Source organism: Burkholderia sp. AU17457 (genome assembly GCF_002223255.1).
GTDB classification, from domain to species: domain Bacteria; phylum Pseudomonadota; class Gammaproteobacteria; order Burkholderiales; family Burkholderiaceae; genus Burkholderia; species Burkholderia sola.
Genome location: NZ_NKFB01000006.1, coordinates 488,516 through 510,735, shown reverse-complemented (window position 1 = coordinate 510,735; position 22,220 = coordinate 488,516). Strand labels below are relative to the sequence as shown.

The 22,220-nt window shown below is 68.9% G+C and carries 20 protein-coding genes; 14 read left to right on the top strand and 6 right to left on the bottom strand.

All coding sequences use genetic code 11. The features are described 5' to 3' along the window. Positions 1-15 precede the first annotated feature (15 nt). Positions 16-690 carry a histidine phosphatase family protein gene (locus CFB49_RS29220; RefSeq protein ID WP_089493057.1) on the bottom strand — a complete coding sequence of 225 codons (675 nt, stop codon included), beginning with the start codon at positions 688-690 and terminating at the stop codon, positions 16-18. 199 nt (positions 691-889) lie between these two features. Between CFB49_RS29220 and CFB49_RS29215 the strand changes: the two genes are divergently transcribed. Beyond that, positions 890-1,045, top strand: coding sequence for a DUF3309 family protein (locus tag CFB49_RS29215; RefSeq protein ID WP_006483086.1), 156 nt, complete (start codon positions 890-892; stop codon positions 1,043-1,045). 108 nt (positions 1,046-1,153) lie between these two features. Here CFB49_RS29215 and CFB49_RS29210 read toward each other — a convergent pair whose 3' ends face one another. The 3 genes from CFB49_RS29210 to CFB49_RS29200 all read right to left on the bottom strand — a co-directional run bounded on the left by CFB49_RS29210 (position 1,154) and on the right by CFB49_RS29200 (position 3,739). After that, on the bottom strand, positions 1,154-1,531 hold the full coding sequence (locus CFB49_RS29210; RefSeq protein WP_089493056.1) for a BON domain-containing protein: 378 nt from the start codon (positions 1,529-1,531) through the stop codon (positions 1,154-1,156). Positions 1,532-1,580: 49 nt separating this feature from the next. Continuing rightward, a complete protein-coding gene (locus CFB49_RS29205) occupies positions 1,581-2,564 on the bottom strand; it encodes a LysR family transcriptional regulator (protein ID WP_089493055.1) in 984 nt (327 codons plus the stop codon). Between the two features lie 137 nt (positions 2,565-2,701). Further along, complete coding sequence (locus tag CFB49_RS29200; protein ID WP_089493054.1) at positions 2,702-3,739, bottom strand: NAD(P)H-quinone oxidoreductase; 1,038 nt, start codon at positions 3,737-3,739, stop codon at positions 2,702-2,704. A gap of 194 nt (positions 3,740-3,933) precedes the next feature. On the opposite strand from CFB49_RS29200, the gene CFB49_RS29195 reads away from it, so the two are divergent. Continuing rightward, complete coding sequence (locus CFB49_RS29195) at positions 3,934-4,806, top strand: LysR family transcriptional regulator (RefSeq protein WP_089493149.1); 873 nt, start codon at positions 3,934-3,936, stop codon at positions 4,804-4,806. 25 nt (positions 4,807-4,831) lie between these two features. Here the strand turns inward: CFB49_RS29195 and CFB49_RS29190 are convergent, their stop codons facing one another. After that, a complete protein-coding gene (locus tag CFB49_RS29190; RefSeq protein ID WP_089493053.1) occupies positions 4,832-7,597 on the bottom strand; it encodes a LuxR C-terminal-related transcriptional regulator in 2,766 nt (921 codons plus the stop codon). A 306-nt stretch (positions 7,598-7,903) separates the two neighbouring features. Next, positions 7,904-9,571 carry a fatty acid--CoA ligase gene (locus CFB49_RS29180; RefSeq protein WP_179234960.1) on the bottom strand — a complete coding sequence of 556 codons (1,668 nt, stop codon included), beginning with the start codon at positions 9,569-9,571 and terminating at the stop codon, positions 7,904-7,906. 364 nt (positions 9,572-9,935) lie between these two features. Between CFB49_RS29180 and hchA the strand changes: the two genes are divergently transcribed. From hchA to CFB49_RS29120, 12 genes are all read left to right on the top strand, one after another. Next, positions 9,936-10,817 (top strand): glyoxalase III HchA, encoded by an 882-nt coding sequence (gene hchA, locus CFB49_RS29175; protein WP_089493051.1) that lies wholly within the window; start codon positions 9,936-9,938, stop codon positions 10,815-10,817. Between the two features lie 121 nt (positions 10,818-10,938). Continuing rightward, entirely contained in the window at positions 10,939-11,676 is a 738-nt protein-coding gene (locus CFB49_RS29170; RefSeq protein WP_089493050.1) for a response regulator, read from the top strand. Then, a complete protein-coding gene (locus tag CFB49_RS29165) occupies positions 11,673-12,758 on the top strand; it encodes an ATP-binding protein (protein ID WP_089493049.1) in 1,086 nt (361 codons plus the stop codon). The genes CFB49_RS29170 and CFB49_RS29165 overlap by 4 nt, the downstream gene beginning before the upstream one ends. 275 nt (positions 12,759-13,033) lie before the next feature. Beyond that, entirely contained in the window at positions 13,034-14,299 is a 1,266-nt protein-coding gene (locus tag CFB49_RS29160) for an ABC transporter substrate-binding protein (RefSeq protein WP_249190378.1), read from the top strand. Next, positions 14,283-15,242, top strand: coding sequence for a carbohydrate ABC transporter permease (locus CFB49_RS29155; RefSeq protein ID WP_249190361.1), 960 nt, complete (start codon positions 14,283-14,285; stop codon positions 15,240-15,242). The genes CFB49_RS29160 and CFB49_RS29155 overlap by 17 nt, the downstream gene beginning before the upstream one ends. Positions 15,243-15,253: 11 nt before the next feature. Next, on the top strand, positions 15,254-16,081 hold the full coding sequence (locus CFB49_RS29150; protein WP_089493047.1) for a carbohydrate ABC transporter permease: 828 nt from the start codon (positions 15,254-15,256) through the stop codon (positions 16,079-16,081). Positions 16,082-16,091: 10 nt separating this feature from the next. Next, positions 16,092-17,126: an NAD(P)-dependent alcohol dehydrogenase gene (locus tag CFB49_RS29145; protein ID WP_089493148.1), complete on the top strand. Its 1,035-nt coding sequence runs from the start codon at positions 16,092-16,094 to the stop codon at positions 17,124-17,126. Positions 17,127-17,129: 3 nt separating this feature from the next. Continuing rightward, positions 17,130-18,323, top strand: coding sequence for an ABC transporter ATP-binding protein (locus tag CFB49_RS29140; protein ID WP_089493046.1), 1,194 nt, complete (start codon positions 17,130-17,132; stop codon positions 18,321-18,323). A gap of 29 nt (positions 18,324-18,352) precedes the next feature. Beyond that, positions 18,353-19,288, top strand: a complete 936-nt coding sequence (locus CFB49_RS29135; protein ID WP_089493045.1) for an AraC family transcriptional regulator — start codon at positions 18,353-18,355, stop codon at positions 19,286-19,288. Then, positions 19,285-20,751: a xylulokinase gene (gene xylB / locus CFB49_RS29130; protein WP_089493044.1), complete on the top strand. Its 1,467-nt coding sequence runs from the start codon at positions 19,285-19,287 to the stop codon at positions 20,749-20,751. The genes CFB49_RS29135 and xylB overlap by 4 nt, the downstream gene beginning before the upstream one ends. A gap of 82 nt (positions 20,752-20,833) precedes the next feature. Further along, positions 20,834-21,889 (top strand): MerR family transcriptional regulator, encoded by a 1,056-nt coding sequence (locus CFB49_RS29125; protein ID WP_089493043.1) that lies wholly within the window; start codon positions 20,834-20,836, stop codon positions 21,887-21,889. A 30-nt stretch (positions 21,890-21,919) separates the two neighbouring features. After that, positions 21,920-22,207 carry a barstar family protein gene (locus CFB49_RS29120; protein WP_089437530.1) on the top strand — a complete coding sequence of 96 codons (288 nt, stop codon included), beginning with the start codon at positions 21,920-21,922 and terminating at the stop codon, positions 22,205-22,207. The last annotated feature ends 13 nt before the right edge of the window (positions 22,208-22,220 follow it).

Here is a 22,220-nt window from a genome sequence, read left to right as displayed (position 1 = left end):
GCGATCGTTCGTGGGTCAGCCGTAGGTTCGCAGCGCGTGTCGTTCGGGATCCTCCAGATGCGGGATGCCGTTGAACGACGCGAGGTGGAACGCGTCGGCGTTGAAGAAAAACTGCGAAAGACTGCTGTTGCGGATCTGCAGGTTCAGCGCGATCGCGCTCGACGGCGGCGCCGCGAGCACCTGCTGCACGGTGACCGCGATCGGGCCGCCGGAACTCACCGCGAGTACGCGCTGGCCGCCGCCTGCGCGGATCGCCGCGCGCGCGTCGGCCACGCGCTGCTGGAAATGGGCCCAGGTTTCGGGGGCCGCATCGCCGAGCTTGTCCTCGGCCCACAGCTGGAGCACCTGACGGAGCGCGCGGAAATGATCCTTCATCGACCCGGCCGCGAGGCGCGCGATCTCCGGGTAGTCGCTGGCGGCTGCCGCGAACAATCCGTGGAAATCGTATTCGTTCAGGCCCGGATGGCGATCGACGACGACGCCTTCGCGGCCCATCCCGCGCAGGATCGCGGCGACCGTCTGCGCATGGCGGTTCATCGTGCCGCAGATCACGCGGTCGAACGTCAGGCCCTGCCGTGCGAAGTATTCGCCCAGCCACACGCCTTGCCGGTCGCCGGCGGCGGACAGCCGGTCGTAGTCGTCGGTACCGAACGACGCCTGCCCGTGCCGTACCAGAAAGAGTTCAGCCATTGCGCTCGCCTGAGGAAAACCGAAGGCCCAGCATAGCGACCGGGTGCACATTTTTGAAATTTATTTTCTGAATCAATCGGTATTCATCACATGAATTATGCGGATCCAGACGATGCGCTTGCGCCGGTGTTCATCGTGCCGTCGCGGCACGCGAATTGCGACAGCCCACACCGTGTCGAATAAATTCTGGAGGGATGCGATGCTCGGTACGATCCTCATCATCGTTCTGATTCTGCTGCTCATCGGAGCATTTCCTGCATGGCCGCACAGCCGAAGCTGGGGTTACTGGCCATCGGGGACCGTCGGGCTGATCGTCGTCATTGTCGTGATACTGGTGCTGCTGGGTCGCATCTGACGCCGCGCCACCGGCGACACGGGTGCGCGCCTTCCCGGACCTTCGACGTGGATTCTTTACACGACGAGACCCGCAAAGACATGCACCCGATGCCGTCAACCCTGCCCGTTACTGGCCGCCTTCCAGGCGTAACTGGAGCTTGCTCTTCACCGACGTCACGCCCGATACCTGGCGAGCCGCGTCCACCGCGGCCCGATCCTGCGACGCGTCGGCGATCTGCCCGGCCAGTGTCACATCGCCCGTCTTCGCCTTCACGAACACGGCGATCTGCGCATTACCCACGCCGGGCGCCCTGACGACCGCCTGGCGAACCTTCTTCGCGAACGCGCGGTCGGCCGCGCGTTCGGCCTTCTTCGCCGCGCGCGGCGACGCAGCGGCCGACGGCGCCTGCTCGGCGGACGCAGCGGACGCGGCGGACTGCGCGTGACCGGCCAACGGCGCCAGCGCAACGAAACCTGCAACGACGATTGCAAAACGGGACTTCATCGGATTCTCCTCGACAGGAACGAATGGGTACGACGGATGGGCCCGGCCGTCAGGCCGTGACATCGGACACCGCGCGGGCACGCTCGCGGCCGTGCGGCGCCGCGAGCGCGTCGAGCGCGCGCGCGTCGGCTTTCAGCGCGGGCGACAGCGCCGCGCGCAGATGATCGACAAAGGTGCGGACCTTCGCGTCCAGAAAGCGGCGCGATGCATACATCGCGTACACGTCGAGCATCGTCAACCGGTAGTCCGGCAGCACGCGCACGAGCCGCCCGCTGCGCAGGTCGTCGATCGCCGAATAGATCGCGAGCGAGCCGATGCCCAGCCCCGCGCGCAGCGCGATCGACAGTGCCTCGGGGGCGTTCGCGTGGAACGGCGCGGCCGTTACCGCATGCGATGCAGTCTGGCCGCCAGGGCCGTGCAGCAGCCATTCGTCGTTCGCTTCCGCCGGCGTATCGAGGCGCAGGCAGATATGGCGCGCCAGGTCGGCGGGCCCGGACGGCGCGCCGTAGCGGGCGAGGTATGCCGGCGACGCGACCAGCACGCTGAAGGACGTGCCGCACGGATGCGCGATGCAGGCGGAGTCGGGCAAGCTCGCGGCCGTGACGACCGACACGTCGTAGCCCTCCTCGACGAGATTGGGCATCCGCTGCGAGTAGGTCATCTCGATCGCGACTTCGGGAAAGCGCGCCTGATAGGCGACCGCCAACGCGGTCACGTGACTCTGTCCGAGCCCCGGCATCGTATGCACGCGCAGGCGTCCGTACGGGCAGACCAGCGCGTTCCGCGCCTCGGCATTCGCCTGGTCGACATCGCCGAGGATCGATTGCAGGCGCTCGAAATAGCGGCGCCCGCTGTCGGTCAGCGCGATCTTCCGTGTGGTCCGGTTCAACAGACGAATCTGCGCATACGCCTCCAGGCTCGCGACGGCCCGCGACACCTGTGCGGTCGCCACATCGGTCTGCTTCGCGACGGCGGTGAAGCTGCCGGCCTGCACGACGCGCACGAACGTCCGCATGTTCTCGAGCATGTCCATTTCGACTCATCGTCCAGTCCGGTGCTGCATCCACGCGACGCGCCGGCAGGCGCGGCGACGCATTCGGTGTCACCGATTGTCGGGCCATCCGCGCCGCGGCTTCAGCCCCCCGACCGGGGGGCTGAAGCGTGGGCCGATCATGTGGAATGCTTGGCGTTTGCGTCGACGGCAGCCCGAATCGCTCCATCCGCGGCCGCCGTCACCAGCACGATCTTGCCGATATGTCGCCCCGAATCCATCAGCTCGTGCGCCGCGCGCGCGTCGCGCAGATCGAACAGCCGGTAGACCTGAGGCTTGACCGTGCCTTGCCGGATCAGCGGCCACACGGCCTCCTCGAGCTCGCGAATGATCTGCGCCTTTTCCGCGTAAGTGCGCGAGCGCAGCGTCGAGCCGATGTGCGTGAGCCGCTTCGTCAGCATCGGAAACAGGTCGAGCGCCTTCGCGGGCCCGTTGATCACGCCGATCTGCACGATGCGGCCGTTCATCGCGGCCGCCGCGAAATTGCGCGCGACGTAGTCGCCCGCGATGATGTCGACGATCACGTCGACGCCCTTGCCGCCCGTGAAGCGCGCGACCGCGTCGACGAAATCCTCGCTGCGATAGTCGATCGCGAGATCCGCGCCGAGCCGCATGCTCGCGTCGCGCTGCACATCCGACCCGACGGTCGTGATGATCGTCGACGCGCCGAACGCCTTCGCCAGCATCGTCGCCGTCGTGCCGATCCCCGACGCGCCGCCGTGGATCAGCACGCTTTCGCCGGCCGAAAACCGGCCGCGCTGGAACAGATTGAGCCAGACGGTCATGAAGGTTTCCGGCAGCGCCGCCGCCTCGGCCATGCCGAGGCCATCGGGAATCGCGAGCGTGTTGCTCTCGTTCGCGACCGCGTATTCCGCGTAGCCGCCGCCGGGAATCAGCGCGCAGACGCGATCGCCGACGGCGAACCGCGTGACGTCGTGCCCCACCGCGACGACTTCGCCGGCAATTTCGAGGCCGGGAATGTCGGACGCGCCGGGCGGCGGATCGTACAGCCCCTTGCGCTGGAACACGTCCGGTCCGTTGACGCCGGCCGCGTGAATCCGGATCAGCACGTCGCCGGCGCCCGGCACCGGTACGGCGCGCGTCGCCGGTACGAGCACGTCGGGGCCGCCGGGCCGCACGATTTCGATCGCGGTCATGTGGGTGGGAAGGGGGTTCGCGTCATCCATCACGATATGATCCTCAACGTTCGTCGATGCGCGGCCGATTCGCGGGCCATCCCCGAATCGCGGCATCGCCATGTATGTGAAGCCAGTCTATGGGCGATGCCGCGTGCGGGCACGCAGCGAATTACCGGTCGGGGAATGCAAAAATGCATCAGTCGGGACACACGATGAACTGGGACGACGCGCGCGTCTTTCTGGCGATCCATCGCGAGCGCACGCTGCGCCGCGCGGCGCAGACGCTCGGCGTCGATCAGGCGACGGTCGGGCGGCGGCTCGCGACGCTCGAGCACATGCTCGGCGCGACGCTGTTCCTGCGTTCGTCGACAGGCTATCTGCCCACGCCGGTCGGCGAACTGGCGCTACGCGCGGCCGAGGCGATGGAGCAGCACGCGCACGAGCTGGTGCGACTGACGCAGGGCGTCGACCGGCGGCTCGCCGGCGAGGTGAAGATCACGACGACCGACGCGCTCGCGATCGAGTTCGTGATGCCGTCGATCGCGCGGCTGCACGCGAAGCATCCCGACGTCTCCGTCGCGCTGAACACGTCGACCCACATCCTGAATCTCGCGAAACGCGAAGCCGATATCGCGATCCGCACCGTGCGGCCCGAGAACCCCGATCTGGTCGCGCGCCGGCTGGCATGCTGGGACATGGGCCTGTTCGCGTCGCCCGATTATCTGCATCGGCACCGCGAGCCCGAGCGCGGCCGCGCGTTCGCGGGCCACGACCTCGTCGTCTACCAGCCGTACATCGACGCCAGCCGCGAGCCGACCCTCGCCGGCGAACCGATCGACGGCGGGCGCATCGTCACGCGCACGAACTCGAACCTGATGATGCGTGCGGCGCTGCGGGCGGGCCTCGGCGTCGGCGAGATTCCCGTTCACATGGGTGAGCGCGACGGGCTCACGCGCATCTGGCCGGACCGCGTCCGGCAGTCGCCGTACGAGGTCTGGCTCGTCACGCACCGCGACCTGCGCCACACCGCGCGCATCCGCGCGGCGATCGACGAGATCGTGGCCGCGTTCGCCGCACACCACTGACGCGGGTCGGCGCCGTCCCAGCCGGTCATTCGTCGTCGCGCCGCACTCGCGACGGATCGAGCGACAGCCCGCTACGCACCGCCTGGATGCGCGACGTCACGTTGAGCTTCTCGAAGATATTCTTCAGGTGCCACTTGATCGTCTCCGGCGCGACACGCAGCGCGCGGGCGATTTCCTTGTTCGACAGGCCACGCGCGACGTAGTCGAGGATCTCGACTTCCCGCGCGCTGAGGTTGCCCGGCCCACCCTGCCGCGTGGCCGGCGTGGCGTTCGATGCCCGCTGCGCGTCGAACGCACGGGCCAGATCGCGCAGATACCATGCGCCGACTGCCGGAAAGCGGTCGGCGCGCTTTTGTACGCGCGCCAGCAGGCGCTCGGCCGCGGCCCCTTCGTCGACGAAGGTGCGGACGAGTCCGTTGCCCTGGCCGTATTCGAGCGCACGCGCGAACGCCGCGAGCGCCGCGCTGTCGTCGCCCGCCTGGTCGAGCGCGATCGCATGCAACACGGCGGCCTGCGCCGCGAACCAGTCGAACCCGCGCGCGGCCAGCACCGCGTGCACGATCGCCATGCGCTGCGCGGCTTCGTTCGCCCGCGCATCGGCGAGCAGCAGCCTTGCCTGCGCGGATTGCGCCATCTGCCACGTCTCGACGTGGCTCGACGCTTCGTCCGGCGGCACGGGCGATACCAGCGACGCGAGCGCGCGCCCCACGCGATGGGCCTGCGTCGGCTTGCCGGCGGCGAGATGCAGCCGGATACCGGTCGCCATGCACCCGACGCGCAGCCGCAGCCATTGCCGGCTGCACGCGACGCGATCGGCTTCGTCGAGCATGTCGTGCGCGCGCGCGTCGTTTCCCGACTGGAATTGCAGCAGTGCGGCGGTCTGCATGAACCTCAGCAGCGGCCCGAGCGAACAGGCCTGCATCGCGATGTCGAAACGGTCGGCCTGCGCGTCGCGCACCTTCGCCCAGTCGTTCCATTCGTAGTAGATCGCCGACAGGTAGCCGGCCGACAGCGCCGTCGCCGCCGACAGCCGCCCCGCCGATCGCTCCGCGGCACGCAACGCCGTCTCGAACGTCTTCGACGCGTCGTGCAGGCGCCCCGCGACGAACTCGGCCAGGCCCGACATGTTCCGTCGGTACACGTTCGCGTAAAGCGGCTCGTGCCCCGACGCCGCATGTTCCGCGCGCGCGCCGAGATCCCGCACGTCGCCGAGGCGACCCGCATAGCCGAGCCCGAAGATCAGCGTCGTCTGCCCGATCTGCTCGACCCACGAACCGGCCGGCGGGGCGGCCGCGAGCACGCGCTCGCCGAGCTGCAGCGATTCGATGCTGCGATCCGACAGCCCGGCGATCAGCGAGCGCACGGCCAGCAGTTCGGTCGCCGTGACGGCATCGGTATCGAGCCGCCCGGCCGCGATGTCGGCTTCCAGCGCTTCCAGCGCGCGGCGCGCCTCGACCATCTGCATCGACAGCGCGAGCGCCCACGTATGCGCGATCCTCAACCGCAGGCGGCCCGTCAGCGCCGGCGCGGGCAGGCGCGACACCCAGTCGAGCACGGTACGCACGTCGCTCGACGCGATGAGCTTCATCGCGCATGCCTCGACCCAGCCGGCCGCCGCATCGAAATCGCCCGCCGCGAGCGCGTGCCTGACGGCGTCCGGCCAATGCCGCTCGGCCGCGTACCAGGCGCTCGCGCGGCGATGCAGCGTGGCCACCGCGCCGGGCTCGCGCAGCGCCAGCTCCTCACGCAGGTATTGCAGGAACAGCGCGTGATAGCGGTAGCGCCGGCGGTCGCCGTCGATCGACCGGATGAACAGATTGTGCGCGCCCAGCCATTCGAGGCAGTCGAGCGCGTCGTCGCGGCCGGTCAGCGCATCGCACAGCGCCGGCGTCATCCGGTCGAGCACGGCCGTATGCAGCAGGAAGTGGCGGATCGCGTCCGGCACCCGCGTCATCACGTTCTCGTTCAGGTAGGTGGCGATGCCGGCGCGTGCGTGGCTGACCTGTTCGGCGACGCGTACCGCGTCGCTGTCGTCGTGCAGCGCCAGCGCCGCCAGTTGCAGGCCCGACACCCAGCCTTCCGTCGCCGCGCGCAGACGCTCGACGTTTTCCGCTTTGAGCGGCTTGCCGGCCACCCGCTCGAAGAACGCGCGCGTCTCCGCGTCGTCGAAGCGCAGGTCGTTCTCGTCCACCCGCACGAGTTCGTCGCGCGATTCGAAATAGCTGAGCGGCAACGCGGGTACCGAGCGGCACGCCAGCACGACGTGCAGGTTCGACGGCGCATAGCGCAGCAGGTCGAACATCGCGTCGTGAATGACCGGCGACGCGAGGCGATCGAAGTCGTCGAGCATCAGGAACAGGTCGACGCCCGCGCTGTCCAGTTCGTTGAGCAGTTCGTCGAATACGGTCTTCAGCGGAATCAGCGCGCGATCGCGCAGCAACTGCTGCGCGCGGGCGCCGACTCCGCCGGTGGCGTCGACGATCGCGGCGACCACGTAGGACGCGAAGATCGACGGGTTGTCGTCGTCCTGATCGAGACTCACCCACGCGACTTTCACGCCCGACGCCACCAGCGCATGGCGCCATTCCGCCAGCAGCGTGGTCTTGCCATATCCGGCCGGCGCGCACACGAGCGTCAGCCGACGGTCGAGGCCGCGCCTGAGCCGGCCGAGCCGCGCGATGCGCGCCACGATTCCGCGGGTCGACGCCGGCGCCAGCTTGGTGCGCACCAGCACTTCGATCGCATCGGTGTCCGGCGCGCGGGCCGGTTGTCTGCTGTCCGTCGGCGCCATGCTGTTCCTGTTCTCCTCGCGCTGATTGCGTGTCCGCCGGCATGGCAGGCGAAGCCGGCGCCCCGACCGGAGGGCCGGCCGGGTCTCGCCGCGCATCGAAAACAGCATAGCGATTCCGCGCCGGCCCTCAAAACTAGGTGATGTCCGTACCGGCGGAGGCGCATGCCGCGCGTACCGGTCGACGACAAAGGACCCGCATTGTTGTCGAACCGGCGCGCGATGTTCAGCCCCCCATTCGGGGGGGACGTCTGGCGGAGAAGATGTCTTATCCCGACCGACCGGCGTCGCAGGCGGTCGAAGCGCCGCTCAGTCGGGCTGGTAGCGCTCGCGCAACGCGCGCTTGTTGATCTTCCCGACGCTCGTCTTCTCGATCGCGTCGACGATCAGCAGCCGCTCCGGCACCGCATAGCGCGAGATCAGCCCGCGGTCGGCGACCTGCTTCACATGCGCTTTCAATTCCTCCGGCTCGACGCGGCCGACGTGCTCCTCGGTCAGCACGACCAGCGCGAGCGGACGCTCGCCCCAGCGCGCATCCTTCACGCCGATCACGGCCGACTCCCGCACGGCCGGATGGCGCGACAGGATGTCCTCGAGTTCGAGCGACGAAACCCATTCGCCGCCCGTCTTGATCACGTCCTTGATCCGGTCGGTGATCTGCAGCCGGCCGTCGGGATCGATCACGCCGATGTCGTTCGTATGCAGATAGCCGCCGGCCCACAGCGCCGCCGACGCCGGCGCATCGCCGAGATAGCCTTGCGTCGCCCACGGCATCCGCACGACGACCTCGCCCGCCGAGCGGCCGTCGTGCGGCACGTCGCGAAACTGCGCGTCGACGATGCGCAGGTCGACGAGCGGCAGCGGCAGCCCGGCCTTCGTCCGGCGCGCGATGTCGTCGTCGGCCGATGCACCGCCGGCCGCGCGCGGGGGGTCGATCTGCGCGATCGTCATCAGCGGGCAGGTTTCCGACATCCCGTACCCCGTGTAGACCTCGATCCCGCGCGCGAGCGCCGCCCGAGCAAGCCCGTCGGACAGCGGCGAGCCACCGACGATCACCTTCCACGCCGACAGGTCGAGCGCCGCGGACGTCGGGCTGTCGAGCATCATCGCGAGCAGCGTCGGCACGCAATGCGAGAACGTCACCGCTTCGCGCGCGATCAGCGCCACCAATCCGTCCGGCGAATAACGGCCCGGATAGACCTGCTTGAGCCCGAGCGCGGTCGCGATGTACGGCATGCCCCATGCGTGCACATGAAACATCGGCGTGATCGGCATGTAGACGTCGTCACGATGCACGCGGCCGCGATCGCGCGCGCCCGACAACGCCGCCATTCCCGCGAGCGTATGCAGCACGAGCTGCCGATGGGTGAACGCCACCGCCTTCGGCAGGCCGGTGGTGCCGGTCGTATAGAACGTCGTCGCGCGGGTCTGCTCGTCGAAATCGGGGAACACGAAATCGGGCGAACCGGCCGCGACGAGCGCCTCGTATTCGTCGGTAAAACCATCCGGCAAACCGGCTTCGTCGCCGTCGGCGATCAGCACGACATGCCGCACCGTGTCGAGCCGGTCGCGCATGCCCGCCCACAACGGCAGGAAGTCGCGGTGCACCAGCGCGATGCGCGCGCCCGAATGGTTGAGCGTATACAGCAACTGATCGGGCGACAGCCGGACATTGGCCGTCATCAGCACCGCCCCCATCATCGGAATCGCGTGATAGCACTCCAGGTAGCGATGGCTGTCCCAGTCGAGCACGGCGACGACGTCGCCCGCGCCGACGCCGATCGACGCCAGGCCGCTCGCGAGTTGCCCGATGCGATGCCGGAACGTCCAGTAATCGTGCCGAACCCGGTCGCCGTACACGATCTCCTGCTCGGGCCGCGTCGCCAGCGGCGCATGAAGCAACTGCTTGATCAGCAGCGGATACGCGTGGGCGGCCGCGGCCGATTCGTCCTGCGGATACGGGTATGACGAATTCATGACTGTCTCCATGGGCGACCGGTCGGGTCGTCGAGCGTGCGGCCACGATACCGCGCCGGCCGGCTTTCGCGCCCCCCCTGTCCGGGGGGAGCGGGTCCGCTTGTCGGCGCCGGCGGCGGGCCGCCCGGATACGTATCACGGCGATTCGCGCGCGATACCCACCCGTTCGGGGAGGCCCTCGCCGCGACACGCCGTCGTAGGATGCATCGCAGCGCGTATCCCTCCTGTGAGATACCCGTCCGCACGGCCGGGACATGACCGGAAAGCCGCGCCGCCGCTGCGGAATCCCCGCACCGGCTCGCGCCTGCATCTCACCGGCCACGCCCGCCCCGCCCGAACCCATTCCCCCGAGCAAGGAGCAGCCATGACTTCCGACACGACGCAGGTGGACCGCACGCCCGCACCCGACCCGGCGGAGAACAATGCGTATTTCCCGTCGCCGTATTCGCTGTCGCAGTACACGTCGTCGAAGACCGACTTCGACGGCGCGGATTACCCGAGTCCGTACACCGGCGGCAAGTGGAAAGTGCTGATGATCGCGACCGACGAGCGCTACATCCTGATGACGAACGGCAAGATGTTCTCGACCGGCAACCATCCGGTCGAGATGCTGCTGCCGATGCACCACATGGACAAGGCCGGCTTCGAGATCGACATCGCGACGCTGTCGGGCAATCCGGCCAAGCTCGAACTCTGGGCGATGCCGAGCGATGACGAGGCCGTGCAGAGCACCTACCGGAAGTACCTGCCGAAGCTGAAGGCGCCGCTCAAGCTGTCCGACGTGCTCGACCAGCATCCCGGCGGCGATTCGCCGTATATCGCGGTGTTCATTCCCGGCGGCCACGGCGTGCTCGCCGGCATTCCGTACAGCAAGGACGTCAAGCGCACGCTGCGCTGGGCGCTCGACCACGACCGGCACATCGTCACGCTGTGTCACGGGCCCGCATGCCTGCTGTCGGCCGCCGTCGACGAAGATCCGCAGGACTACCCGTTCAAGGACTACGAGCTCTGCGTGTTTCCGGATGCGCTCGACACGGGGCCGAACCTCGACATCGGCTACATGCCGGGCCCGCTGCCGTGGCTCGTCGCGCAGAGCCTCGAAAAGCTCGGCGCGCGCGTGCTGAACAAGGACATGACCGGCCGCTGCCATCAGGACCGCAAACTGATCACGGGCGACAGCCCGCTCGCGTCGAACGGCATCGGCAAGCTCGCGGCCGCCGCGCTGCTGAAGGAAGTCGGGCACTGAGGGGCTGCGCCGCCCGGGGCGGCGTCTCGCCGGGGCGTGGCCGCCCGTCTCCATTCGACCGCCGGAACCGTACGGTAGTATGGCGATTCGATGGAACCCCGCTGAATCCGAACGAGTGGCCATGCCCGAATTTTCTTCTTCTCCCGGCGCCGGCCAAGGCGCGCAAGCGCTCGTCCTCATCGCCGAGGACGAACCCGAGATCGCCGAGATCCTGACCGCCTATTTCGCGCGCAGCGGCCTGCGCACCGTGCACGCCGCCGACGGCCGCCGTGCGCTCGAACTCCACCTGTCGCTGAAGCCCGACCTCGTGCTGCTCGACGTGCAGATGCCGCACGTCGACGGCTGGAAGGTGCTCGCCGAGATCCGCCACCGCGGCGACACGCCCGTCATCATGCTGACCGCGCTCGACCAGGACATCGACAAGCTGACCGGGCTGCGCATCGGCGCCGACGACTACGTGGTCAAGCCGTTCAACCCTGCCGAAGTCGTCGCGCGCGCGCAAGCGGTGCTGCGCCGGTCGATGGCAGGCTCGCGCCAGGAAGAGCAGCGCGTGCTGCGCGCCGCGCCGTTCGAGATCGATCTCGAGCATCACGAAGCGACGGTCGAAGTCGACGGCGCGCGCCACACGCTCGTGCTGACGCTCACCGAATTCAAGCTGCTCGCGCAGCTCGCGCGCGCACCGCGCCGCGTGTTCAGCCGCGCCGAGCTGATGGCGACCTGCCTGCCGGAAGGCGACGCGCTGGAGCGCACCGTCGACAGCCACGTCAGCAAGCTGCGCAAGAAACTCGACGATCTCGGCGTCGCGGGCGTGCCGGCCAGCGTGCGCGGCGTCGGCTACAAACTGTGGAGCGGCGAGTGAGACTCGATGGCCTGAGCCGCCAGATCGCGCTGACGATGGGCGCGATCGCGTTCGGCATCACGGTGCTGATCGTCGTGACGGCCTATGCGTTCTACTACCTGCTGTACCAGTACTCGCCGCAGTCGTTCCAACCGCAAAGCTGGCTCCCGAGCGGGCCGGAGTGGGTGTGGATCATCTCGACCACGCTGGTCGGCCTCTTGATCGCGGTCATCGTCGCGATCAACCTGTCGCGCCGCATCCTCGTGCCGCTGAATTCGGTGACGGACAGCATCCGCCGCGTGGCTCGCGGCGATCTCGGCGCGCGCGCCGTCGCCGGCGACCGTTCGTTGAAGGAAGCGGCGCTGCTCGCCGACAACTTCAACGCGCTCGCGAGCGAACTGCAGCGCGTGACCGACGAGCAAACCTTCTGGAACGCGGCGATCGCGCACGAGCTGCGCACGCCCGTGACCGTGCTGCGCGGCCGGTTGCAGGGGCTCGCCGAAGGCGTGTTCACGCCGAGCGACACGCTGTACCGCAGCCTGCTCGCGCAGGTCGAAGGGCTGACGCGGCTGATCGAGGATCTGCGCGTGGTCAGCCTCGCCGACAGCGGCCACCTGAGCATCGAGATCCGCGACACCGATCTCGCCGCGGACGTGCGCGCGGTGGTCGACGTGTTCGCGCACGCGCTGCTGGCCGCCGGCCAGCATCCGGTGCTCGATCTCGACCCGCGGCGCATGCGCTGCGACCCGGTCCGCATCCGCCAGGCGTTGCTCGCGCTGCTGGAAAATGCACGCCGCCACGCGGTGCCCGGCGCGATCCGGATCCAGACGCACATCGAAGACGGCATGTGCCGGCTGCGCGTCGAGGACGACGGCCCGGGCATCCCGGCCGAGTTCGCGCCGCACGTGTTCCAGGCGTTCCGGCGCGTCGACGAATCGCAACCTGGCGGCACCGGCCTCGGGCTCGCCGTCGTCGCGGCGATCGCGCATGCGCATCGCGGCGAAGCGCTGTGCGTGCCGACCGGCGCGGGCGGCACGCGGTTCGAGGTGCGGTGGCCCGACGATCTCGCGCCGGCGCCCGAAGGCGAGCGCTTCCCGGCGTAACGCGCGGGCCTCGCCGCTCACGCGCGCGGTTCGCGCCCGACCTGTTCGAGCGGCGGGCTGAACCCGGCATCTCTCCCGGATACACGGCACGGTGAGAAACAGCCCACCGCCGCCCGACCACCACATTTTGTGCATCGCACGACGAACCCTGAGCAAAAAGTATCGGTCCGCGAACTCTTTTGATGTGGTGATCGCATCGCCCGCGTCACACCATTGTTCCTGCCGTCATCGGCGGCATTCGAACAAGCAGAATCAAGGAGACACGGGTGAACAAGATGCGAATCGTCGCAGCCGGCCTGCTGCTCGGCGCCTGTCTGCCGGGCGTCGCGGCCGCGCAAACCTGCAAGGTACCAACCCTCCGCGTGCTCGCGCAGAAGAGCCTCGGCCTGTCGGTGATGGAGAAATCGCTGGCCGACTACGAGAAGAAAAGCGGCACGAAGGTCGAGATCAACTATTTCGGCGAGAACGACCGCCGCGCGAAATCGCGGCTCGACGCGTCGACCGGCGCGGGTTCCTACCAGATCTACTACGTCGACGAGGCAAACGTCGCCGAATTCGCGTCGGCCAACTGGATCGTGCCGCTCCTCAAGTACTACCCGAAGGAATACGACTACGACGACTTCCTGCCCGGCCGCCGCGCGGTCGCGAGCTACAACGGCGTCGCGTACTTCGCGCCGCTGATCGGCGGCGGCGACTTCCTGTTCTATCGCCGCGACCTGCTCGACGCCGCGCACATTCCGGTGCCGAAGACGCTTGACCAGCTCGTCGCCGCGATCAAGCAGCTCAACGCACCGCCGAAGCTGTACGGCTGGGTCGCACGCGGCCAGCGCGGCTCGGGGATGAACGTGTGGCGCTGGTCGCCGTTCATGCTCGGCATGGGCGGCACATGGACCGACAAGGGTGGCCGGCCCGCGTTCAATTCGCCGGGCGCGGTGAAGGCCACGCAGCTCTACAGCGACCTGTTCAAGTACGCGCCGCCGGGCTCGGCGACCTACGACTGGAGCAACGCGCTCGAAGCGTTCCGCTCGGGCAAGGTCGCGTTCATGATCGAATCGACGCCGTTCGCGGACTGGATGGAGGATACGAGCAAGTCGAGCGTGGCCGGCAAGGTGGGCTACACGCGCCCCCCCGCACCGCTGCCGTCGGCCGCGTACGGGCACGGCTTCGCGATCTCGGCGGTCGGCGCGAAAGACGACTGCACGCGGACGGCCGCCGGCCGCTTCATCGCATGGGCGACCAGCAAGGACCAGGAACAGGCGCGGCTGCGCAACGGCGTGTTCAGCGACTACAACCGCTCGAGTACGATCGGCAGCCCGTACTTCAAGCAGCACGTCGCGCCGCAGATCCAGGCCGGGCTGAACGACACCAACCCCGTCACGCAGGTGACGATCTGGCGCACGCCGCAGTGGCCGGATATCGGCGACAACCTCGGCATCGCGCTCGAACAGGTATTCACCGGCACGCAGACGGATATCCGCGGCACGCTCGACGACGCGGACCAGTACGCGAAGGACGCGCTCGAACATGGCGCTCGCAAATGACGGCGCCGGCGGACGCGCGCTCGGCGTCCGCCCGGCCCCTTCCACACCGTCGGCGCCGCACCGCCGCGCGCGCCGCGACCGCACGAGCCTGCCGTGGGTGTTCCTCGCGCCGACGCTCGCGCTGCTCGCGGTCCTGAGCCTCGTCCCGACGATCGCCGCGATCAACCTCGCGCTGCGCAACCGCGTGCTGCGCTACCCGGACAGCGAATACGTCGGCTTGCGCAACTTCGTGCGGCTCGCGTCGGACCGGCGCTTCCTGAACGCGATCGAGGTGTCGGTGCTGTGGGAAGTCGTGACGGTCGCGGGCGCGGTGCTCGTCGGGATCGCGCTCGCGGTGTTCCTGTTCGAGCGCGTGCACGGCCCCTGGCGCCGCCTCGCGTCGCTGGTGCTGATCATGCCGGTGCTGCTGCCGCGCGTGTCGGCCGCGTTCATCTGGAAGTTCATGTATGCGCCGCTCACCGGCATCCTGAGCTGGCTGCTCGGCACGCTCGGCGTCGAGCACACCGCGTTTCTCGCCGATCCGCATCTCGCGCTGTACGCGGTCGCGCTCGTCGACGTGTGGCAGTGGGGGCTGTTCTTCGCGGTCGTGATCCTGAAGCTGCTGGAGACGCTGCCGCCCGAGCCGCTCGAGGCCGCGCGGCTCGACTACGCGACGACGTGGCAGGTGCATGCGTACATCGCGCTGCCGATGCTGAAGGCGCCGCTCGTGAGCCTCGTATTCATCAAGATGGTCGAGTCGCTGCGCTCGTTCGACCTGATCTACGTGATGACCAAGGGCGGCCCCGGCATCGCGACCGAGACGCTCGATCTCTACGCGTACCAGCAGGGCATCGGCCTCGCCGGCAAGGTGTCGTATGCGTCGGGCATGGCCGTGCTGATGATGGTCGCGACCACGCTCGTGTTCACGCTCATCTGGAAGAGGGTCAACAAATGGGACGACTGATGGCCCGCCGAATGGCTCGCCGAACGGCTCGCCGCGGCCCCACCGCCGTTTCCACCGTCGCGATCGCCGGCGCGATCCTGCTCGTCGCCGCGTTTCCGCTGTTCTGGGCCGTGCTCAATTCGCTCAAGCACCTGCTCGACATCGTCACGCCGACGCCGCGCTTCTTCTTCACGCCGACGCTCGCGAACTACGAGCAGGTGCTGTCGAGCCCCGAGGTCCTGATCGGGCTCGGCAACAGCATCGCGATCGTCGGCGCGGCCGTGCTGATCGGCGCGGTGCTCGGCGTGCCGGCCGCGTATGCGATCGCGCGCTACCCGATACGCGGCAAGCGCGACATCCAGTTCTTCCTGCTGTCGCTGCGCTTCCTGCCGCCCGTCGCGGTCGCGCTGCCGCTGATCGCGATCTGGGTCGATCTCGGGCTGTACGACACGAAGCTGTCGATGATCGTCACGTACCTGCTCGTCACGCTGTCGACCATCACGTGGCTGTCGATTCCCGTGTTCCGCCGGCTGCCGCGCGAGATCGAGGAAGCCGCCGCGCTCGACGGCTACGGCCCGTACGCGGTGTTCTGGCACATCGCGCTGCCGGTGTGCGCGAGCACGCTGCTCGGCGGCATCGTGTTCAGTTTCGTGCTGGTGTGGAACGAGCTGATGATCGCGCTCGCGCTGACTTCGTCGCGCAGCGCGACGCTGCCGGTGGTCGCGTCCGCGTTCACGTCGCTCGGCCAGGAAGTGCCGTGGGGCGTGATCAACGCGTCGACGGTGCTGCTCGCGCTGCCGCCGCTCGTCTTCGTCGGCATGCTGAGCCGGCTGCTCAATTCGATCGTCAAGGGAAAATAAGGAGAACATGTTGAAAGCACTCGTCCTCGAACGCACGCGCGAACTCGCGCTGCGCGACATCGACCTGCCGCAGGCGGTCGGCCCCGGCGACGTCCGGATCAAGGTTCATACGGTCGGCGTCTGCGGCAGCGACGTGCATTACTACGTGCACGGCGGGATCGGCCCGTTCCGCGTCGACGCGCCGATGGTGCTCGGCCACGAAGCGTCCGGCACCGTCGTCGAGACCGGCGCCGGCGTCACGCACCTGCGCGTCGGCGATCGCGTGTGCATGGAGCCGGGCGTGCCGCGCCTCGATTCGCCCGCGACGTTGCGCGGGCTCTACAACCTCGACCCCGACGTGCGCTTCTGGGCGACGCCGCCCGTCCACGGCTGCCTGACGCCGTTCGTCGTGCATCCGGCCGCGTTCACATACCGGCTGCCCGACAACGTGTCGTTCGCCGAAGGCGCGATCGTCGAGCCGCTGTCGATCGGCCTGCAGGCCGCGAAGAAGGCGGCGATGAAGCCGGGCGACCTCGCGGTCGTGATCGGCGCGGGCACGATCGGCGCGATGACGGCGCTCGCCGCGCTCGCCGGCGGCGCCGCGCGCGTGATCCTCGCCGACGTCGTGCCGGACAAGCTCGCGCTGTTCGCCGGCAACCCGGCCGTCACGACCGTCGACGTGCGTACGCGGCCGCTGGCCGACGCGGTGGCCGAAGCCTCCGGCGGCTGGGGCGCGGACGTCGTGTTCGAGGCGAGCGGCAGCGCGAACGCGTATGCGGGCCTCGTCGACCTGATGTGCCCGGGCGGCTGCGCGGTGCTGATCGGGATGCCGGTCGCACCGGTACCGCTCGACGTGGTCGCGCTGCAGGCGAAGGAAGGCCGCATCGAATCGGTGTTCCGCTACGCGAACATCTTCCCGCGCGCGCTCGCGCTGATCGCATCCGGTGCGATCGACGTGAAGCCGTTCATCTCGCGCACGTTCCCGTTTTCCGAAGGCGTGCGCGCGTTCGAGGAAGCGGCGAGCGGGCACCCGCGCGACGTCAAGATTCAGATCGAAATGGATTGAGCCATGGCCCGAATCGTCTGCCACGCTTTGTCGAAGCACTACGACGGCGGCCCCGCCGTGCTGCATCCGCTCGACCTCGAGATCGCCGACGGCGAATTCATCGTGCTGCTCGGCCCGTCCGGCTGCGGCAAGTCGACGATGCTGCGGATGATCGCGGGCCTCGAGGCGATCACCGGCGGCGAGCTCGTGATCGGCGACGCGGTCGTCAACGACCTGCCGTCGCGCGAGCGCAATGTCGCGATGGTGTTCCAGAACTACGCGCTGTACCCGCACATGACGGTGTACGACAACATCGCGTTCGGCCTGCGGCGGCTGAAGGTGCCGGCCGACGAGATCGACCGCCGCGTGCGCGACGTCGCACGCATCCTGAGCCTCGACGCGCTGCTCGACCGCCGTCCGCGCGCGATGTCGGGCGGCCAGCAGCAGCGCGCGGCGATCGCGCGCGCGATGATCAAGACGCCGGCCGTGTTCCTGTTCGACGAGCCGCTGTCGAACCTCGACGCGAAGCTGCGCACGCAGTTGCGCGGCGACATCAAGCGGCTGCATCGGCAACTGAAGACGACCACGCTGTACGTCACGCACGATCAGCTCGAAGCGATGACGCTCGCCGATCGCGTCGTGCTGATGCGCGGCGGCCACATCGAGCAGATCGGCACGCCGGCCGAGCTGTACGGCCAGCCGCACACGGTATTCGCGGCCGGGTTCGTCGGCACGCCGGCAATGAACTTCGCGGACGGCACGATCGAGCGCATCGGCACGAACGTGCTGCTCGACTGCAACGGCGCGCGCTGGCCGCTCGCGTCTGCACGCTTCGCGCGGCTGCAGCACGGCCAGCAGGTCAAGGCAGCGATCCGCCCGAACCACCTGCAACTCGTCGCCGAAGGCGATCCGACCCCGGGCACGCTCACGCTGACCGGCACGGTCGAACTCGTCGAGCTGCTCGGCGCCGAGGCGCTCGTCACGCTGGACTGGCGCGGCCAGCCGTGCGCGGCCCTCGTGCCGGCCCCGATGGCCCCGGCGCCGGGCGCCGTGGTAGCGTTCCGCTTCGACGAAGAAGCCTTGCATCTGTTCGACGCCGGCACCGAGCGCAACGTCACGCTGCCGGACGCGAACGCGATCGCGCACGCGTCGCCGCCGGCGGCCGCGACGCGCGCCACGCCGCCTGCCGCGACGGGCTGGTCGATGTCCCGTCCGTAGCACGCCGGCACGCCCCGACGGAGCATACGATGAACCCGGATCTCGAGATCGTTCCCACCCACCGCGACGAATCGTTCCGCGCGTGGGTCCACGACTATCCGCATTCGGTCGCGAAGTGGCACTTCCATCCCGAGTACGAGATTCACCTGATCCAGGCGTCGCGCGGCAAGGTGTTCGTCGGCGACCATATCGGCGATTTCGGGCCCGGCAACCTGATCGTCACCGGGCCGAACCTGCCGCACAACTGGGTCAGCGAGCTCGCCGACGGCGAACGCGTGCCGTCGCGCGACGTCGTGCTGCAGTTCTCGCGCGATGCGATCGAGAAGATGGTCGACGCATTCAGCGAGCTGCAGCCGGTGATCGAGCTGATCGACGACGCGGCGCGCGGCGTGCAGTTTCCCGACCGCATCGGCCTCGAGGTCGCGCCGCTGATGCTCGAGCTCGCCAGCGCGCACGGCTGCCGGCGCGTCGAGATCCTGATGTCGCTGTTCGACCGGCTGTCGTCGTGCCGCGAGCGGCGCGTGCTCGCGGGGCCCGGCTATCGCAGCGACGCGCAGCACTACATGTCGTCGACCATCAACCAGGTGCTGTCGTACCTGCAGCAGAACCTGCCCGGCATGCTGCGCGAAACCGACGTCGCCGCGTTCGCCGGCATGAGCGTCAGCACCTTCACGCGGTTTTTCCGGCGCCACACCGGCTCGTCGTTCGTGCGCTACCTGAACCGGCTGCGCATCAACGAGGCGTGCGAGCTGCTGATGTTTTCCGACCTGACGGTGACCGACATCTGCTACCGGGTTGGCTTCAACAACCTGTCGAACTTCAACCGTCAGTTTCTCGCGATGAAGCAGGTGCCGCCGTCGAAATTCCGCGCGCTGCACCGGCTCAACGAACCGCACGGCCGCGACGACGCGCCGCCCCTGCGACGCATGCCGCCGCGCGCCCCAGACAGGACGCTTCATACGTGACATATCTCGGCATCGATCTCGGCACGTCCGAGGTCAAGGTTCTGCTCACCGATTCCCGATCGGTCCCCCTCGCGACCGGCGCTGCCACGCTGTCGATCAGCCGGCCGCATCCGCACTGGTCCGAACAAAGCCCGCAGGCATGGTGGCACGCGATGCTCGACGCGATCGCGTCGGTGCGCGCCGCGCATCCGGCCGGCTTCGCCGCGCTGCGCGGCATCGCGCTGTCCGGGCAGATGCACGGCGCGACGCTGATCGACCGCGCGGACCAGGTGCTGCGCCCCGCGATCCTGTGGAACGACACGCGCGCCGGCACCGAATGCGTCGAGCTCGAGGCGCTGGTGCCGGAATCGCGCGCGATCACCGGCAACATGGCGATGCCCGGCTTCACCGCGCCGAAGCTGCTGTGGCTCGCGAAATACGAGCCGGCCGTGTTTCGTGCGGTGCACAAGGTGCTGCTGCCGAAGGACTATCTGATCTGGCGCCTGTCCGGCGAGTTCGTGTCCGATATGTCCGACGCGTCGGGCACGCTGTGGCTCGACTGCGCGCGCCGCGACTGGTCCGACCGGATGCTCGCCGCGACCGAGCTGTCGCGCGCGCAGATGCCGCGCCTCGTCGAAGGCAACGCGGCCGCCGCGCAGTTGCGCGACGCGCTGCGGCGCGAATGGGGGATCGCCGGGCCCGTAACGATCGCCGGCGGCGCCGGCGACAATGCGGCGTCCGCGATCGGCATGGGCGTCACGGGCGCCGGCAGCGGCTTCCTGTCGCTCGGCACGTCGGGCGTGCTGTTCGCCGGCAACGACCGCTTCGCGCCGAACCCGGACGCCGCCGTGCACGCGTTCTGCCACTGCGTGGAAGGGCGCTGGCACCAGATGAGCGTGATCCTGTCGGCAGCCGCGAGCCTCGACTGGCTCGCGCGTGCGCACGGCGAGACGCCCGGCGCGCTGGCCGCGCGCGCCGAACACGCCGATCCGGCCCGCGCGCCGCTGTTCCTGCCGTATCTCGGCGGCGAGCGCACGCCGCACAACGATGCGCATGCGCGCGGCGTGTTCTTCGGACTGTCGAACGAACACGATGCGGACGACCTCGCGTATGCGGTGATGGAAGGCGTCGCGTTCGCGATGGCCGACGGCTACGACGCACTGCGCGCGGCCGACACGACGCTCGACGCGGTGTCGTTCATCGGCGGCGGCTCGAAGAGCGCGTTCTGGGCGCGGTTGTGCGCGAACGCGACCGGGCTCGCGATGCAGCGCCATGCGGATGGCGCGGTCGGCGCGGCACTCGGCGCCGCGCGGCTCGCACGGCTGGCTGCGACGAACGACAGCCTGGAGGAAGTCTGTGTCGCGCCGCCCGTCACGGAAACGGTCGCGCCCGATCCCGCGTCGATCGATCTGCTCGCGGGGCGGATCGCGCGCTATCGACGGTTGTATCGCGCGCTGCGCGACGAATTCGCGGCCGCCGATTGAGCGTTAGCGCGATCGCGCTTGACTCGGCCCTTGGGATCGCCTTTATGCTGGCCGCAACGAATCGACAGCAAAGAGGTGACGGATGGGTACGGACACACTCCGCTTGCACGCATCGGCCGCCGCCGCCCGACTCGGCATCTCGATCAAGGCGCTGCGGCTGTACGAGCGGCACGGCCTCGTCATGCCCGAACGCACGCCGGCCGGATACCGCGCGTACGGCCCGGACGATCTCGCCCGCGCCGCCGACATCGCGGCGCTGCGCAAGCTCGGCCTCGGTCTCGCGCAGGTGGCGAACGTGCTCGACGGCGACGCGCGCCGTCTCGATGCCGCGCTGGCGGCTCACGAAACGGCGCTCGATCGCGGGATTCGGGATCTCGTTGGCAAGCTCGACAGCGTGCGCGCGATGCGTGCCGGCCTGGCACGGGGGCGGATGCCGACAGACGGCGAACTGACGCGGCTGGTCGACCCTGGCAGCGCGGGTGTTGCGTTCGACCTGCCGTGGCCGTGGGGTGGCGAACGGTTCGAGTGTCGCGATATCCGGCCGTTGAACTACATCATCGGTTCGCTGGGAAGCGGCAAGACGCGGCTCGCGCTTCGGCTGGCCGATGCGTTGCCCGGCGCCGTGTTCGTCGGCCTCGATCGGCTGGACGACGACTGTGCCGCGGCATTCGATGCATTGCGCGCCGATCCGGAACTGAAGTCGCGCGTCGACCGCACCGCGGCGTTACTCGCCGGCAACGGCGCGACGCCGTCGGCGGTGCTGACCGCCCTGCTCGTCAGCCTCGAAGCGGAAGGCCCGCGCGTGCGGATCGTCGACATGATCGAGCAGGGCCTCGATCAGGCCACGCAACGGGCGCTGATTGCGCATCTGCGCACATGCGCGGCCGCCGGCATGCGTCCGCTGTTCCTGCTGACGCGCTCGTCGGCGATCCTCGATCTCGCTGCGGTCGGCCCCGACGAAACCATCCTGTTATGCCCGGCCAACCACAGCCCGCCTGCGCGCGTGGCGCCTTACCCCGGTGCGCCGGGGTATGAGGCCGTCGCCACGTGCCTGGCGGCGCCGGCGGTTCGGGAGCGGATTGCACGGCCGCCGGAAGCGCGCGCTATGATGCTCGGTACGGAGCGCGAAATGAATTGAATGTTTCGCGACTGTCCGTCGGAGAACAGGATGGCACGCGACACGCGGGTGGAAATCGAACTCGACGATATCGAATCGACCGAACAGTTGCACGTGCGGCTGATGAAGCAGTTGAGTTTCCCGGATTGGTATGGAAGAAACTGGGATGCGTTCCGGGACGCCATTACCGCGCTGGTCGATATGCCGCTCGTTCTTCGGCTGAAAGGCTGGTCGGAATTCGAACGCCGCTTTCCCCGCGACGCGAGGCTGATGCGCGACTGCCTGCAGGACATGGCGCGGCAATATCCGGCCTTCGCATCCCGGGTCGAGTACGATTGATCGAACTCGCCGC

What these genes read in the sequence shown, in the direction of transcription:
- CFB49_RS29135 (WP_089493045.1), top strand. Translation starts at nt 18,353, where the DNA reads ATGAACCCGGATCTCGAGATCGTTCCCACCCACCGCGACGAATCGTTC.
- CFB49_RS29180 (WP_179234960.1), bottom strand. Translation starts at nt 9,571, where the DNA reads ATGAATTCGTCATACCCGTATCCGCAGGACGAATCGGCCGCGGCCGCC.
- CFB49_RS29170 (WP_089493050.1), top strand. Translation starts at nt 10,939, where the DNA reads ATGCCCGAATTTTCTTCTTCTCCCGGCGCCGGCCAAGGCGCGCAAGCG.
- CFB49_RS29220 (WP_089493057.1), bottom strand. Translation starts at nt 690, where the DNA reads ATGGCTGAACTCTTTCTGGTACGGCACGGGCAGGCGTCGTTCGGTACC.
- CFB49_RS29190 (WP_089493053.1), bottom strand. Translation starts at nt 7,597, where the DNA reads ATGGCGCCGACGGACAGCAGACAACCGGCCCGCGCGCCGGACACCGAT.
- CFB49_RS29205 (WP_089493055.1), bottom strand. Translation starts at nt 2,564, where the DNA reads ATGGACATGCTCGAGAACATGCGGACGTTCGTGCGCGTCGTGCAGGCC.
- CFB49_RS29160 (WP_249190378.1), top strand. Translation starts at nt 13,034, where the DNA reads ATGCGAATCGTCGCAGCCGGCCTGCTGCTCGGCGCCTGTCTGCCGGGC.
- CFB49_RS29155 (WP_249190361.1), top strand. Translation starts at nt 14,283, where the DNA reads ATGGCGCTCGCAAATGACGGCGCCGGCGGACGCGCGCTCGGCGTCCGC.
- CFB49_RS29215 (WP_006483086.1), top strand. Translation starts at nt 890, where the DNA reads ATGCTCGGTACGATCCTCATCATCGTTCTGATTCTGCTGCTCATCGGA.
- CFB49_RS29150 (WP_089493047.1), top strand. Translation starts at nt 15,254, where the DNA reads ATGGCTCGCCGAACGGCTCGCCGCGGCCCCACCGCCGTTTCCACCGTC.
- CFB49_RS29125 (WP_089493043.1), top strand. Translation starts at nt 20,834, where the DNA reads ATGGGTACGGACACACTCCGCTTGCACGCATCGGCCGCCGCCGCCCGA.
- CFB49_RS29140 (WP_089493046.1), top strand. Translation starts at nt 17,130, where the DNA reads ATGGCCCGAATCGTCTGCCACGCTTTGTCGAAGCACTACGACGGCGGC.
- CFB49_RS29210 (WP_089493056.1), bottom strand. Translation starts at nt 1,531, where the DNA reads ATGAAGTCCCGTTTTGCAATCGTCGTTGCAGGTTTCGTTGCGCTGGCG.
- hchA (WP_089493051.1), top strand. Translation starts at nt 9,936, where the DNA reads ATGACTTCCGACACGACGCAGGTGGACCGCACGCCCGCACCCGACCCG.
- CFB49_RS29200 (WP_089493054.1), bottom strand. Translation starts at nt 3,739, where the DNA reads ATGACCGCGATCGAAATCGTGCGGCCCGGCGGCCCCGACGTGCTCGTA.
- CFB49_RS29120 (WP_089437530.1), top strand. Translation starts at nt 21,920, where the DNA reads ATGGCACGCGACACGCGGGTGGAAATCGAACTCGACGATATCGAATCG.
- CFB49_RS29195 (WP_089493149.1), top strand. Translation starts at nt 3,934, where the DNA reads ATGAACTGGGACGACGCGCGCGTCTTTCTGGCGATCCATCGCGAGCGC.